This window comes from Pseudoalteromonas sp. Z1A2 (assembly GCF_011378755.1).
GTDB lineage: Bacteria > Pseudomonadota > Gammaproteobacteria > Enterobacterales > Alteromonadaceae > Pseudoalteromonas > Pseudoalteromonas distincta.
The window spans coordinates 23064-38100 of the sequence record NZ_WTKX01000026.1 but is presented as its reverse complement, the minus strand read 5'-3'; the positions used below and the strand labels follow the sequence as shown (position 1 = coordinate 38100).

Annotated in this window: 13 protein-coding genes; 10 read left to right on the top strand and 3 right to left on the bottom strand. The window is 41.8% G+C overall.

All coding sequences use genetic code 11. From position 1 onward, the window contains the following. Window positions 1–93 precede the first annotated feature (93 nt). Complete coding sequence (locus tag GQR47_RS16280; protein WP_002959537.1) at window positions 94–726, top strand: OmpA family protein; 633 nt, start codon at window positions 94–96, stop codon at window positions 724–726. Here GQR47_RS16280 and GQR47_RS16275 read toward each other — a convergent pair whose 3' ends face one another. Continuing rightward, a complete protein-coding gene (locus GQR47_RS16275; RefSeq protein WP_165724140.1) occupies window positions 727–2505 on the bottom strand; it encodes an ABC transporter transmembrane domain-containing protein in 1779 nt (592 codons plus the stop codon). It lies immediately after the preceding gene. A gap of 89 nt (window positions 2506–2594) precedes the next feature. On the opposite strand from GQR47_RS16275, the gene GQR47_RS16270 reads away from it, so the two are divergent. The 7 genes from GQR47_RS16270 (at window position 2595) to GQR47_RS16240 (ending at window position 12337) form a co-directional block, all read left to right on the top strand. Next, complete coding sequence (locus GQR47_RS16270; protein ID WP_024604489.1) at window positions 2595–2993, top strand: DUF3224 domain-containing protein; 399 nt, start codon at window positions 2595–2597, stop codon at window positions 2991–2993. A gap of 17 nt (window positions 2994–3010) precedes the next feature. Beyond that, window positions 3011–3193 (top strand): hypothetical protein, encoded by a 183-nt coding sequence (locus GQR47_RS16265; protein WP_024604488.1) that lies wholly within the window; start codon window positions 3011–3013, stop codon window positions 3191–3193. Continuing rightward, the gene (locus tag GQR47_RS16260) at window positions 3194–3811 is read left to right on the top strand and encodes a LysE family translocator (protein ID WP_024604487.1); all 618 of its coding nucleotides are present in this window, start codon (window positions 3194–3196) and stop codon (window positions 3809–3811) included. A gap of 166 nt (window positions 3812–3977) precedes the next feature. Further along, window positions 3978–6851, top strand: coding sequence for a TonB-dependent receptor (locus GQR47_RS16255; protein ID WP_165724138.1), 2874 nt, complete (start codon window positions 3978–3980; stop codon window positions 6849–6851). 22 nt (window positions 6852–6873) lie between these two features. Then, window positions 6874–11178: an alpha-1,6-glucosidase domain-containing protein gene (locus GQR47_RS16250; RefSeq protein WP_165724136.1), complete on the top strand. Its 4305-nt coding sequence runs from the start codon at window positions 6874–6876 to the stop codon at window positions 11176–11178. Window positions 11179–11352: 174 nt separating this feature from the next. Continuing rightward, window positions 11353–11898 carry a PH domain-containing protein gene (locus GQR47_RS16245; RefSeq protein ID WP_024604484.1) on the top strand — a complete coding sequence of 182 codons (546 nt, stop codon included), beginning with the start codon at window positions 11353–11355 and terminating at the stop codon, window positions 11896–11898. A 37-nt stretch (window positions 11899–11935) separates the two neighbouring features. Beyond that, entirely contained in the window at window positions 11936–12337 is a 402-nt protein-coding gene (locus GQR47_RS16240; protein WP_024604483.1) for a DUF1801 domain-containing protein, read from the top strand. 15 nt (window positions 12338–12352) lie between these two features. Here GQR47_RS16240 and GQR47_RS16235 read toward each other — a convergent pair whose 3' ends face one another. After that, the gene (locus tag GQR47_RS16235) at window positions 12353–12697 is read right to left on the bottom strand and encodes a rhodanese-like domain-containing protein (protein WP_024591370.1); all 345 of its coding nucleotides are present in this window, start codon (window positions 12695–12697) and stop codon (window positions 12353–12355) included. Between the two features lie 285 nt (window positions 12698–12982). Here GQR47_RS16235 and GQR47_RS16230 point away from each other — a divergent pair, with 285 nt between their 5' ends. After that, entirely contained in the window at window positions 12983–13291 is a 309-nt protein-coding gene (locus tag GQR47_RS16230) for a metalloregulator ArsR/SmtB family transcription factor (protein ID WP_010554926.1), read from the top strand. On the opposite strand, the gene GQR47_RS16225 is transcribed toward GQR47_RS16230, so the two are convergent. Next, window positions 13284–13961 (bottom strand): nitroreductase family protein, encoded by a 678-nt coding sequence (locus GQR47_RS16225; protein ID WP_024604482.1) that lies wholly within the window; start codon window positions 13959–13961, stop codon window positions 13284–13286. The two genes, GQR47_RS16230 and GQR47_RS16225, sit on opposite strands and share 8 nt — an antisense overlap. Window positions 13962–14148: 187 nt before the next feature. On the opposite strand from GQR47_RS16225, the gene GQR47_RS16220 reads away from it, so the two are divergent. Continuing rightward, entirely contained in the window at window positions 14149–15030 is an 882-nt protein-coding gene (locus tag GQR47_RS16220; protein ID WP_002959519.1) for an ABC transporter ATP-binding protein, read from the top strand. Window positions 15031–15037 lie beyond the last annotated feature (7 nt).

The following is a 15037-nucleotide window of genomic DNA, read 5'->3' as shown; positions in this document are numbered from 1 at the left end:
AGCAAGATGCGCTGCTTTTAACACTCTCTTCATAGTTTGTTCATACATGTATTTGCATACTCTTGCTAAATTCTTAATGAATAGGGTATCACCATGACTTTAACTAAATCACTTTTAAGCGTAACCGTAGTAGCTGTATTACTTTCTGGTTGTGAAATGAATAACACCGGCAAAGGTGCGGCTATTGGCGCAGCAGCGGGTGGCGTATTAGGTAAAGCAACAAGTAACCATAAAGATAAGCGTATTTTCATAGGCGCAGCTATCGGCGCACTAGCTGGCGCTGCAGTGGGTAACTACATGGATAAGCAAGAAGAAGCATTTCGTGATGAACTTGCAGGCTCTGGTGTTGAAGTTGTACGTGAAGGAGATAACTTGCGTTTAGTTATGCCATCTAATATTACGTTTGCGACCGACCAATCTTATATTTCGTCTGGCTTTAACGATACCTTAGATGCTATTGCTAAAGTGATGAACAAATACGAAAAAACGTACCTAAGTATTGAAGGCCACACAGATAGCACAGGTAAAGACAGCTACAACATGAACCTATCGCGTGAACGTGCTCAAAGCGTTAAAAACTACTTAGTGAACCAGCAGATTATGGCTGAGCGTGTAAGTACTATGGGTTATGGCGAAACACGTCCAATTGCGACTAACGATAGTGCAAATGGCCGTGCTCAAAACCGCCGTGTAGAAATTCAAATAGTGCCAAACACAGAAGAATAATTAGTCTTTATTAAGCTGTAATTCACACAGTTTTTGATACAACGGGTTACTTGCTACTAATTCTTGGTGGGTACCCGTTGCTATAATCTCTCCATTTTCCATTACCACAATCACATCGGCATGTTTAACCGTTGCTAGTCTATGGGCAATAATAAGCGTGGTGCGGTTTTGCATTAAATGCTCAAGCGCTGCTTGTACATGGTGCTCACTTTGAGCATCGAGTGCGCTGGTGGCTTCATCTAAAAGCAGTATTTCAGGGTCTTTTAAAATAGCGCGTGCCAGTACAATACGCTGCTTTTGCCCACCCGATAACCTCACACCTTGCTCACCTAAAAAACTGTTATAACCTTGCGGTAATTGTTTAATAAATTCATCTGCATGAGCATGTTTTGCAGCGGCATATACTTGCTCGTCACTTGCATTTGGGTTGCCGTAGCGAATGTTATGCATTACATCGGAGCTAAATAAAATAGGGTTTTGCGCTACCATACCCATTTTACCTCTGAGGGTATTAAGCGATAATTCTTTAATGTTTATATCTTTAAATTTAATGGCTCCGCTAGCCGGATCGTAAAAGCGCTGTAGTAATTCAAATAAGGTTGTTTTACCTGCGCCAGAAGGGCCAACAATAGCCACAGTTTGGCCTTGAAGAATATTTAAACTTATTTTATTAAGTGCGCTTACGTCTGGGCGAGAAGGGTAGTTAAAGCTTATATTCTCAAGCGTAATAGCAGGGCTGTTACTATTTTTTAGTAAGTTACTATCTTGTGGATTTAGTGGGTTTTCTATCTCACTTTTAACAGCAAGTAACTCAAGTAATCTTGCAGCTGCGCCTGCTGCGCGTTGTAGTTCGCCATATACTTCAGCAACGGTTGCCACCGACATTGCCACCATAATAGCGTAAAACACAAAGGCTCCTAGCTCACCGCCAGTCATGGTACCTGCTAATACGTCGCTGCCGCCGACCCACAGCATTGCGCTAATAGCGCTAAAAGTTAAAAATATTACCGCTGCAATTAAAAACGAACGTTGCTTAATACGGCTTTTAGCCACATTAAAGGCTTTTTCGGTTTCAAGTGCAAAAGCGTGCTGCTCTTGCTCTTCGTGGCTATAGCTTTGCACAACTTTAATATTTTGAATGATCTCGCCGGCATAGGTGCTTATATCGGCTATGGCATCTTGGCTGGAGCTTGCAAGTTTGCGCACCTTTTTACCAAATATCATCATAGGAACAAGTACCAACGGCACACAAGCAACAACCACTAAAGTAAGTTTTAAATTAGTAAACAACAGCATAGCAAGTCCACCAACCAGCATAAGTACACTGCGAAGCGCCATAGAAAATGATGAACCAATAATTGATTGCAGTAATGTTGTATCGGTTGTTAACCGCGACATAAGCTCGCCACTGCGGTTTTCTTCAAAGTAGCTTGGGTGCAAAGTAACAATGCGATTAAACACGGCTTTGCGAATATCGTTACTGACTCGCTCGCCAATCCACGACATTAAATAAAAGCGGCTAAAGGTGCCCACGGCCAATAAACTAATTAAACCAATAAGCACCAATACAGCTTGTTGTAGCTGCGCTTGGGAGCCAGCTATAAAGCCATGATCTATGACAAACTTAACCCCTTGCCCTAATGATAAGTTAACACCGGCTGTTACTAATAGGGCGCCAAGCGCCGCTACTACCATCCATTTATACGGTTTAATAAAAGCAAAAATAGGTAATAAACTACTAAAAGCGGCTTTTTCGGGCTTAGGGCTTTTTTTTGACATAGTGGATTCTTTTTAAAGGTTAAGGTATAGATATGGCACTAAGATAATAAAAATCAATACTATTAAATATTAGCCAATAAGGAAACGTTATGACTACTGCAACCGTAAGTGGAGAATTTAATGTAAATCTAGCCCCAATTGAAGGTTACGCAAGCGGCCAAAACGGCGTTAATTTAGGGCGTATGTCGATAGATAAAACATTTAAAGGTAGCTTAAATGCCACCAGCCAAGGCGAAATGCTAAGCGCCATGACACCCACACAAGGCAGTGCCGGTTATGTTGCCATAGAGCAAGTAATAGGCGAGCTTGACGGTAAAAAAGGCAGTTTTGTACTGCAGCATTTTGGCACTATGGATAAAGGCCAAGACAGCCTAATTTTAAATGTAATTCCCGACTCTGGCACTAATGAGCTAGAAGGGTTAACGGGCAGTATGAAAATACGTATTGAGCAAGGGATTCACTACTACGATTTTGAATACACGTTATAAGATACTCAAGGATTAAAATGCAAAAAGTAATCGAATTTAGAAAGACCCGTTTTTTGGGTGGGGTAGATATAGTCGCACTGAATGACCGCATACAGGAATTAAACCAAGATGGCTGGAAAGTAATAAACGCAGTGCCCTTGGCAGGTTTTTATGGGCAAGTGCACGGTTATACATTACTTATTGAAACTGACGAGCTTTAAATGACATTTACAGTATGGTTAAGCCTAGCTGCTATTTGCATGATGGGCGCAATGTCGCCAGGACCAAGTTTAGCGGTGGTTTTAAAGCACTCACTTAACGGCAGTATGAAAAACGGAATGCTTGCCGCGCTCAGTCATGGTACTGGCGTTGGCTTGTATGCTGGTGCATCGTTATTAGGGCTAGGCGCTTTAATGATGCAGTTTCCGACTGTTTATCAAATACTGGTGTATTTAGGCGCAGCCTATTTGGCGTATTTAGGTATAAAAATATTGCTAGCAAAACCCAGCAATAACGAACTTGAAGTACAAAAAAGTGAGGTAAGTGCAGCTAAAGCATTACAAGATGGTTTTGCCATTGCTTTTTTGAACCCCAAGCTCGCGATTTTCTTTTTAGCCTTGTTCTCACAGTTTATTGACCCTCAGCTACTTACTTTAAGTGTGGGCATAATTATGTGTTTAACTGTGTTTGTAATTGATACCGGTTGGTACTTGCTGGTGGCGTTACTGACCGAGGTTTCAAAAAACCGCTTTGGATTTACCAAGCAAAACCCGTGGCTTGATAAAATACTGGGTGTTGTGTTTATTGCTCTTGCGATAAAAGTGGTGCTTAGCCTTTAAATAGCGTTCCAAATGCAGGTGTATGTACGCGCATACACCTGCAGCCTAACTCTCATGCCCTGCATACGTATTCATCACATTAATTTTACCTTTTAGTTACAATTTGTTGGTTGTATTTTGAACAACACAGCAACACCTGACAACAATAACTCAAAGGTTCACACACATGGACAAGTTTAAACTAAGTGCACTTATGCTGGCTTTATTTGCCGCAAATAGTGCATTGGCTGCAAACGAAGACTCAACAAATCAATCACCCAGCACACAAGCTGAAGATTTAGAAATTATTGAAGTGCGAGGCTTTAGTCGCAGTTTAATTCAATCTTTAAATCAAAAGCGTTTTAGCGATACGGTGTCAGAACAAATTTCTGCCAATGATTTAGGGGCATTGCCTGATATTTCAATGGCCGATGCACTTACACGATTACCAGGCATTTCAGCAGTAAGAACGGGCGGACAAGCGGCGCAAATTAATATACGTGGGCTTTCGGGCGGGTTTGTATTTTCAACACTTAATGGCCGCGAGCAAGTATCTACAAGTGGCAGCCGCAGTATTGAGTTTGACCAATATCCGTCAGAATTAATTAGCTCTGCGGTGGTATACAAATCGCCAAAAGCATCGCTTATTGAAGGTGGCGTGGCCGGTACGGTAGAGCTTGAAACCGCCAGCCCACTCAATAACGACCAAACACATAAATTTGTAGCTAATGTGCGCGGTATGTATAACGACCGCGCCTCAGAGGTATCGGATGCCACTGAATTTGGCGACCGAATTAGTTTTTCGTATCAAGGCAAATACCTAGACGACACATTAGGCGTGGCGCTGGGCTATGCGCGTTTGTTTCAGCCAAGTGTAGCAACGCAGTTTATTGGCCTTGCTTACAACGACACAAAAGACGTTGATGGCGCAGCTAACGACACCAATGGCCCTTTAGCTAATCCAGAAAACGAATACATTAGCGAAGGCTTTGAGCTACAGCATTTAGGCGGCGAAGAAACCCGTAATGGTTACTTAGCAGCTATAGAGTGGGCGCCGGTAGATAACTTTAAATTAAAAGGTGACGCATTTTTATCGCGCTTTGATAAAGAGTCATTTGCCCGTGGCCTGAGGGTTAAATTAGGCGGGCCAACAGCTGCATATGCTAACGCTCAGCTCGATGGTAATGCCGTAATAGGCGCAGCGGTTAACCGCACTTCGCAAAGCTATACCCGCGTTGAAATAGTTAACGACGACAACCAAGACTTTGACGAAGTAGATAGTTTTGGCGTTAATGCCGATTGGCAGGTAACCGATAGATTAAGCGTAAATGCCGATGTGTCGCTTTCTCGCGCAAAAAGTAACTTTAGAAATGGCTTACTGTGGAGCTTAGTAGCAGAAGATGCCAATGCAGAAACGCCAGTATTTGATAACAACGTAGCAATTAACTATCAATTAAACGGCTTAAACTTACCTGACGTTGGGTTTAATCAGGCGGCCGCCTTTAGCGATATAGACCGTGTAATGGTCAGCAAATATGGTATTTACCCAGATCAAACAGAAGATGAAGTAACGGCATTTAGACTAGATTTTAAATACGAGCTAGAAAGCGACATATTTAGCTCAGTAGAGTTTGGTGCGCGCTACTCAGATAGAGAATACAGCCGAAAGCGTTCGGTATTTGAGTACGGTAACGACGGGGCGTTTTCAGCAACGCAACCGCCTTTGAGTTTAACCGACGATATGGCTTCTGTGGTTGACTGGCAGGGCGAGTTTAGTTATTTCCCGTCGTATTTAGCCATTGATTTAGACAAAGCGCTCAATGCGTGGTTTCCAGATGGCACGCCCGAGCCTGTCCAAACATGGGGCAACGCCGATGGCGTAGACGACGCGCAAGGTTACACAACTAACTATTCGTGGACATTGCTACAAAGCGGCTCGGTGTTTGAAGATGTGCTAGCTGCGTACGTTATGGTAAACATTAACACGCAAATAGGGGGGCTCGACCTATCGGGTAATGTGGGTGTGCGCCGCGTTGAAACCGACCAATCAGCAACGGTACTAGAAAACGTAGCAGGCGATGCGCGCTTAGGTGCGCAAAATATTGTTGATGAGAACGGCATTGTAAATGATTTATACGCACCTAATGTATTAGGCACTAAATACACCGACTACTTACCATCATTAAATTTAAACCTGCAACTTAACGACAATTCACTTGTGCGCTTTGCAGCGGCTAAAGTAATGTCGCGTGCGCCAATTAACCGCTTAGCGGGCGATGCCAGTGCAAACGTAAGTGACGATGGTGTTATTAATGGTTCAAGTACTAATAACCCATTTTTAAAACCCTTTTATGCCGACCAGTACGACTTATCTTACGAATATTATTTTGAAGAAGGTAACGGCACTATCGCAGCAGCGTTATTTTATAAAAATATAGACTCGTTTGTTGAAACCTTATCAATCGAAAACTTCGACTTTAAAGGCAATGGCTTTAACGTACCTGACTCTATAGAAGACCCAGTTAGTGGCGAGCAAGTTGCGACAATAAACGGTATTTATACCACGGCAGTTAATAACGGTGAAGGTGGCTATATCAGAGGGCTAGAGCTTGCTTATACGCAAGTGTTTACCTTTTTACCTGAGCCATTTAATGGCTTAGGCGCTAACGCAAGTTACTCATACACCGAGAGTGAAATTGAATCGATCACCAGTTTAGGGGGCGACACGTTAGCGCAATCTTTACCTGGGCTATCTAATAACGTGTTTAATGCCACGTTTTTTTACTCAATGGATGATTTTGAAACCCGCCTCAATGTGCGCTACCGCGATGAGTTTGTATCAGAGCAGGTTGCCATTAACGAGCAAGTGGTTAATTTTGATGCTGAAACCGTAGTCGACTTTCAAACCTCTTATCGCTTTAGCGACTCGCTAACAATGCTTTTGCAAGTTAATAACTTAACCGATGAACCAACCCAAAGTTACTTTGGCTCAGAGCAACGAACAGGGACGACTCAGTACTTTGGTCGTCAGTTCTACCTTGGTTTTACATACAGTCATTAATTAGCAAACGGAGCGTTTAAAAATGAAAATTATAACTATGTCTAAATATTTGCTAATAACGTTAGCGTTAATGCTATTAGCAGCGTGTGGTGGAACAGGTGATGTTGAATCTGGTGAACCATTACTTACCTGTAATGTGCCACAAGTCCCTAATGAAGCGGGGTCACAATGTGTCGATCCCGAACCTATATCGTGCCCTGCACCTACAGTACCTGATGAAAATAACGAAAGTTGCGTGGTTGGCGCCGACCCAACCCTGCCAGACCCTGTTGTATTTGCAGGGGAGGGAGAGGCGGTTTTATTTTATAACCGCTTAGCCGATGATAACTACGAAGGTTACCGATTACATTCGTGGAATAACGATGTGTGTGATGCTTATGCACCACCATTTGATACCAGTGATTGGGCTAACGGCCATGAATACGATGGTATTGATCCAAACTACGGTGCGTACTGGATAATTAACCTTAAAGAGGGTTATAACGAATGTGCCAATTTTATTATTCATATTGGTACAGAAGGGTCAGGTAAGGCGTTTGGTGATGTGGATTTAACCATGCCGCTGATGCAAGACGATGAAACCTTTCAGCGTATGAACTTTACCATTCATGGCGAGCCTTCGGTGTTTGAATACCCTATATTAAGTTTAGGCGAACGCGCAGTTGCTATAACAGGTGCTTCAGCGCATTGGATTGATTTAAATACTATTTTGTATAAACCAAGTAACGAGCTTACAAGCCTAATTAAGTTACATTCATCAGCTACCGCTCAGCTTGAAGTGGATATTGATACTGGTTTAAACGGCGATACTGTTACGCTGCAATCAAGCAATATAACTGATGAGCAGGCTGCAAAAGTACCGCATTTAACCACCTGGAACGCATACGAAGGAAGTTGGGATACAAGCACGGCTAAAACGCTTATTAAATCGCAGCTTGTTATTGCAGGTTACGATAGTGAAGGTAAGCTTCTAGAAGCAAGCTATGTTCAAACCGCTAAAGCACTCGACGCCCTTTACACGCAAGGCGAAGACGATGCTAATGAAGCTGTGCTGGGTGTAAATTATGGCAATAACGCGATTGATGTAACTGTGTGGGCACCCACCGCTAATAACATGATGCTAAATGTGTTTGATGATGCAAAAACACAAGTGCACTCTACGCCAATGACATTAAATACACAGACAGGTATTTGGCAAGCAAGTTTAGATATGCAATACGACCGCCATTACTACCGCTTTAATTTTGATGTTTACCATCCACTGACTCAGCAAATAGAGTCGCTTTGGAGCACAGACCCTTACTCACTAAATGTATCTACCAATGGTTTATACAGCCAGTTAATTAATTTAGCCGATGAAGACACTAAACCCGAAGGGTGGGATACACGCCTTATTCCTACGGTAGAAAACCCAGAAGATGCGATTATTTACGAGGGCCATGTACGTGACTTTAGTGCGCGCGATAACAGCGTAACAGAGGCTAACCGCGGTAAATACCTTGCATTTACTGAGCTAAATAGTGCTCCTATGCAGCACTTACAAACTTTGGCTCAAAATGGATTAACGCATTTTCATTTATTACCTATTACTGATATTGGCACCATAGATGAAGACGTCAGTAAGCGTGTAGATATTAGCGATTCGCTAGGAGATTTATGTGAGCAAATTAATGATGAAGCCGATGCGTGTAAAACCCAAGATAAAAACAGCACCATTATTGATTTAATGAGCGGTTATTTACCAGGCTCAGATGACGCACAAGCACTTGCTAATGCTATGCGCAGCTTAGATAGCTTTAACTGGGGTTACGATCCGCATTACTTTATAGCGCCTGAAGGCTCGTACGCATCAAGCCCAGAGGGCATTGCCCGCGTTAAAGAAACCCGCGCTATGGTACAATCACTGCAATCTATTGGTCTGCGCGTAGTGCTTGATGTGGTTTATAACCATACAACATCGTCGGGTATTTGGGATAAATCGGTATTTGACAAACTAGTACCGGGTTACTATCACCGTTATAACGAAGTAAGTGGTGAAATAGAGCGCTCAACGTGTTGTGAAAATACAGCCACAGAGCATGTAATGATGGATAAGTTTGTTAGTGATTCATTAGTTATTTTGGCACGCGAATTTGGCTATGACAGCTTTAGATTTGATGTAATGGGGCATATGCCAAAATCGTCAATTCTTGCAGCACGCGATGCAGTGCAAGCCGTTGATGAAGATAACTACTTTTATGGCGAAGGCTGGGACTTTGGTGAGGTGGCAAATAACCGATTATTTGTACAAGCCAAACAAGCCGATATGGCCGGTAGCGAAGTAGGTACATTTAACGACCGTATTCGTGAAGCCGTTCGCGGCGGCGCATTATTTAGTAATAGCTCAACAGATGGCAATTTAGCAGAGCAAGATACTTTACGTTTGTCGCTTGCGGGTAATTTACAAAACTACATTTTAAAAGACTTTAAAGGTAACTCAGTAAAGGGTAATAGCTTTACTTGGAATACTCAGCCAACGGCGTATGCACTAGACCCTGCCGATAGCATTCATTACGTATCAAAACACGATAACGAAACACTATGGGATCAGCTGCAATATAAACACAGCGCTAACATGAGTATTGAGCAGCGCGTTCGTGCTCATAATATGGCGTTAGCACTCCCTCTTATGAGCCAAGGTATTCCATTTATGCAAATGGGCGCCGACTTGCTACGTTCAAAATCGATGGATCGTAACAGCTACGATTCGGGCGACTGGTTTAACTTTGTTGATTTTACCCAAGATACCAATAACTGGAATATTGGCTTGCCACCCGCGCAAGACAACGAAGTGAAATGGCAAGAAATTATGCCTATTTCTGCTAATACCCAAGCGGCTGCACAGCCACAAGATATTACCTTTGCACATGATGTATTTAATGAATTTTTACAAATACGTAGTAGCAGCCCACTCTTTAGATTAACCACAGAGCAAGATGTTATTGAGCGAGTGGGTTTTCATAACGTAGGTAAAGCGCAGCAACATGGCTTAATTGTAATGAGCATTGATGATGGCGAAGGGCTAACAGACTTAGACCCTGCATTTGACGCGCTTGTTGTCGTGATTAACGCAACCGAGCAAACCCTTAGCCATACTATTGCCACCGCAGCGGATTTTGAATTACACGATGTATTAAAAAACAGTGTTGATGCAAGTATGGCTAGCGCCAATTTTGCTGCTGGCGATAACGAAGGCACATTTACTGTACCGCCTTACACATTAGCTGTATTTACTAAAAACCAAGGTGAGAGCCAAGGTGCTGGTTTAAGTGCAAATGCGACAGTGGGTGCACCTGATGTAGTACCTTATGGCAGCACCGCTGTGTTTGTGCGCGGGACTTTAAACGACTGGGGCACACGCGATGCATTTGAATATATTGGCGAGGGTGAATACCGTATAGCAATTGCACTGAGCGCTGGCGATTACGAATTTAAAATTGCCTCTGAAGATTGGTCTACAGTTGATTTTGGCGCGCTTACTGACGCTGATAAAGATGTAGTTGAAAACCAAAGTGAGGCATTAACGCGCTCAGGTGCAAACATGACATTCAGCGCTGCTATTGATGCAACCTATGTATTTTCACTTGATGCTTCAAACCCTGAAAATCCAACGCTTACTTTATACAACGAAGAGCCATTTATAGGCACTGCTATTTATGTGCGCGGTACGCTTAATGACTGGGGAGTAACCGATGAGCTAAGTTATAAAGGTAAAGGCATTTACACCTTTACTAAAACACTGAGTGCTGCAAGTTATGAATTTAAAGTAGCGTCAGAAGATTGGAGCACGGTTGATTATGGATCGGCTGAGGGTGATGCCAGTGTAATGGTTGGCACCGCTGAGCAGTTGTCGGTTGCGGGCGCGAATATGACCATCGACATTGCAGAAGAAGGTGAATACCAGTTTATATTTGACGCCAGTGATTTAAATAACGTATCGCTAAAAGTGCTCAACGCTGAAATGTTTGCACAAACAACGGTATTTATTCGCGGCAGCTTAAATGACTGGAGTACTGATAACCCGCTTATGTACGAGGGTGATGCAATTTACTCTACATCAATAGATTTAGAAGCAGGTGACTACGAATTTAAAGTAGCGTCTGAAGATTGGAGTACCGTTGATTACGGTGGAGCAGGCGATACGCCGGTAGTGGCAATTGATGAACTAACACTACTTGAAGCCGTAGGTGCCAATATAGCACTAAATATTACCGAACAAGGTACTTACTCCTTCAAGGTAATAGGCCCAGATAGAGAGAATGTGAGCTTACTTATCAGCAAACAGTAGCGGTTATATTTTCCCAGACCTAAGCCGAGCATAGCCCTGTATGCTCGGCTTTTTTGTATGTACATAAGTGTGTGAAAGTATATTTGAATGCTAATTATAAATGTTTGGACTAAATTGCATTCAATATTAGATTGGCGTACTTTTATAAATCCCCAACCATACAAAAGAAAGCTAATGAGTAACTTAACCTTAAAAAGTGCTAATTTTGATCCTAAAGTAAAACAATACTGGATGGTTACTGCCTCGCTATTTGCAATGTTGGCTCTTGTTACTATACCGCTTATACCTATCATTTTACTGATTGTATGGCTGGTGAGCGGACGAATACTCGCAGCTATGTCAGCTGACTTATTACCACAAAAATTGGTAGTTAAACGTGGCATATTATTTAAAGAAGAAAAATCTATTCCGCTTGAAAAAATAACAGATGTAGGGTTAAGCCAAGGGCCGCTCATGCGAATCTTTGGATTATATCGTTTAAGCTTTGAAACAGCAGGGCAGTCAGGAAATGGTGCTTTAGTGTCTTTGCTTGGTGTAGTTAATGCGAGTGAGTTTAGAGAGGCGATACTTGAGCAAAAAGATGTATTGGCAAACCAAGGTAAAGCGTCGCAGCAGGCAACAGAGCAAAGTGAGAAAGAGCTACTGAGATCACTTACTTATAGTGTTAAAAATATTGAGCAGATGCTACTTGTTTTACTTGATGAAAGGCAGCAAAAGTAGCCTGTTTTAAAATTGTAAAGCTTATAAGGATATTTTTATGAATACGGAAATAGAAAATATATTTAATAATTATCCTGAGATAGCAAAAAGTAAGCTTATAAAATTACGAGAGTTAATTTATACCGTAGCACAAGAGCAAAACTTAGGAGCTGTTGAAGAGTCTTTAAAGTGGGGAGAGCCAAGTTATAACACAATAAATGGCAGCCCCATTCGCGTAGGCTTTAAGGGCTCCTCGTGTTATTTGTTTTTTCATTGCCAATCAAAGCTAGTAAGCACATTTAGAGAGTTGTATTCCCACACTCTCACTTTCGAAGGTAACCGGGCAATTGTATTAAATAGTGAAAAGCCATTACCAGAATACCCAGTTAAAGAGTGTATTAAATTAGCACTGACTTATCACAAAGTTAAACGCCTACCTTTACTAGGCGCATCATTATAAGTATTCAGTTGATGTTTAAAACACACTACATATTTGGTTTGCGTCACAGGTAATAACGGTTACGTTTTCATAACCCACACGCGTTAACGCTTCTGCTCCCAACGTTGCGCGCGCACCACTTGCGCAGTGCACGTAAATAGGGCGAGCTGCGTCTTTTTCTATTTCCATCAGTTTCATCTCGAGTAATCCACGCGGAATATTTATAGCGCCGGCAGCCGATTTTGTCGCGTGCTCTGCAGGTTCTCGCACATCAATAAGTAAACCTTTATTTTGTTCAAGCTCGAGTTTTGCTTGCGCTGCGTCAATACGGCGTTGGTTAGGTGTGATAATTTTTAGTAAGTCAGGGATTGATGTAAGCATTAGTTTGTAAATCCTCTTTTTCTTAAAAAAGACATTAATGAGTGCTACTTGGTATAAGTAGGTGAATTGAGTTAATACTTATAAATAACGTTAAAAACTGAAAGTTACTTTATATAAAGTAACTTAATAGTGCGGATACTGCTACAGCACTTCCGCCGATTAATAAAACGGCATCGCTAGTTTCATGGCCATCTTAATATTAGTAAAACCTAATGTTAATTATATTAGAACTTGCTAATGTAAAAGTCTATACTTAAAAAGGTATCAAAAAGAGAAATAATAAAAATGAATATTGAACAACTAGCTGTCAACGCAGAGCAAGCCGAACAGTTTTTAAAATTAATGGCTAACAAAAATCGCTTAATGATTTTATGTAGTTTATTACAAGGTGAGCAAAGTGTAGGTGAGCTAAATAAAAATGTACCTTTAGCACAGTCAGCGTTATCTCAGCATTTAGCAAGTTTACGCAAGGCAGATATGGTTGCTACTCGCAGAGAAGGGCACACTATTTATTACTCATTGACCGATCCAAAAGTTGAGTCGATCATTGCTTTGCTATATGAGTGGTTTTGCCGACAAGAAAATACTAAATAAACGTAGCTATTTCATCGAGTGATTTTTTATCCAGTGCATGAGCAGGTATTGTTGCATCATCACTTGGGTAGCCTGTAATAAGTAGCATGTATGGGCGTTCGTTATCTTTATCGCGATTACATATGTCGGTTAAAAAACTCATTGGCTTTGGAGTATGAGTAAGGGTTGCCAAACCACTGCGGTGCAAAGCTTGAATTAAAAAGCCGGTAGCTAAGCCAACAGACTCATGCACATAATAATTCGTATTTTTATCATCGCTGCTTACGCCGCCCTTTTTTTGACTAAATACAGCTATAAGCCAAGGTGCATGCTCTAAATAAGGTTTATTGGCGTCGGTACCTAACGGTTTTAGCGCATCTAACCATTCTTCACCTGCTCTGCCTTCGTAAAAAGAACGCTCTAATTTTTCTGCGGCTTCTCTTATTTGTTTTTTTACATCGCTACTGTTTATAGCCACAAAATGCCAAGGCTGATGATTCGCTCCACTTGGTGCTGTGCCAGCTGCTTTTATACATGCTTCAATAATATTTTTTGGTACTGGGCGATCGCTAAAGCTGCGAATGCTATGGCGGCGTTGGCTGGTTTGTAAAAACTCGTTAGCACGATTTAGCATTTCTTCATGTGGATATTCTATAAAGTCATTTAACGGCTGGCTTTGGTGATCTTGCATGGCTTTTCGCTTCTTATAAAAAGTATATGTGGTTTTTATACCGAGTGAATACAGTACAGGCAAGTGTTATGAGTTTAAAATATGTTTATTTGTTGTTACAAATTTAACCAGCAAGTAACTTATGTTCCTATTTTCCTTGTGGTATAAAACATTATAAAAATAATTACTCATATTCAAGGAAGTAAAAATGCTATCAATAACAGGGTTATCTAAAACCTACGATAACGGCGTACATGCACTACAAGGTGTTGATTTATCTATCGGTAAAGGGATGTTTGGATTGCTTGGGCCAAATGGCGCAGGTAAATCATCGCTTATGCGTACCATTGCAACACTGCAGTCGGCTGATTCAGGTTCAATTACTTTTGATGGCATTGATGTATTTAAAGACCCACAGGCACTGCGCCAACGCTTAGGTTACTTACCACAAGATTTTGGTGTGTACCCGCGTGTTAGTGCTTACGACTTACTGGACCATATGGCTGTTTTAAAGGGTATTCATAATAAAGCAGAGCGTAAAGAGTCGGTTGAAGGATTACTTGCGCACACTAATTTATATCAACATCGCTCAAAAGCGGTCAGTGGCTTTTCGGGCGGTATGCGCCAGCGTTTTGGTATTGCACAGGCATTACTGGGTGACCCTGATTTACTAATAGTTGATGAGCCAACAGCGGGGCTAGACCCAGAGGAACGTAATCGTTTCCATAACTTATTAGTAAGCTTAGGCGAGCAAAAAGTAGTTATATTATCGACCCATATCGTTGAAGATGTTGCAGAGCTTTGCCCAAATATGGCGGTGTTGGCTGGCGGTAAGATTTTACTAGAAGGTAACCCAATAGCGCTTACCGATAAGCTCCAAGGCCAAATTTGGCGCAAAGCCATGAGCCAAGAAGAAGCGCTAGAGCTTGAACCGCAGCTGCCTGTTATTTCAAAACGCTTATTTGCTGGGCAAACCATATTACATGTATTAGCCAATGAAGCCCCTGAAGGTTTTGAGCTCAGCAGTGCAAACCTAGAAGATGTGTATTTTTCTACGTTGCTTAATCATCGTAACAGCCAAGTAGCATAAGGGGGCG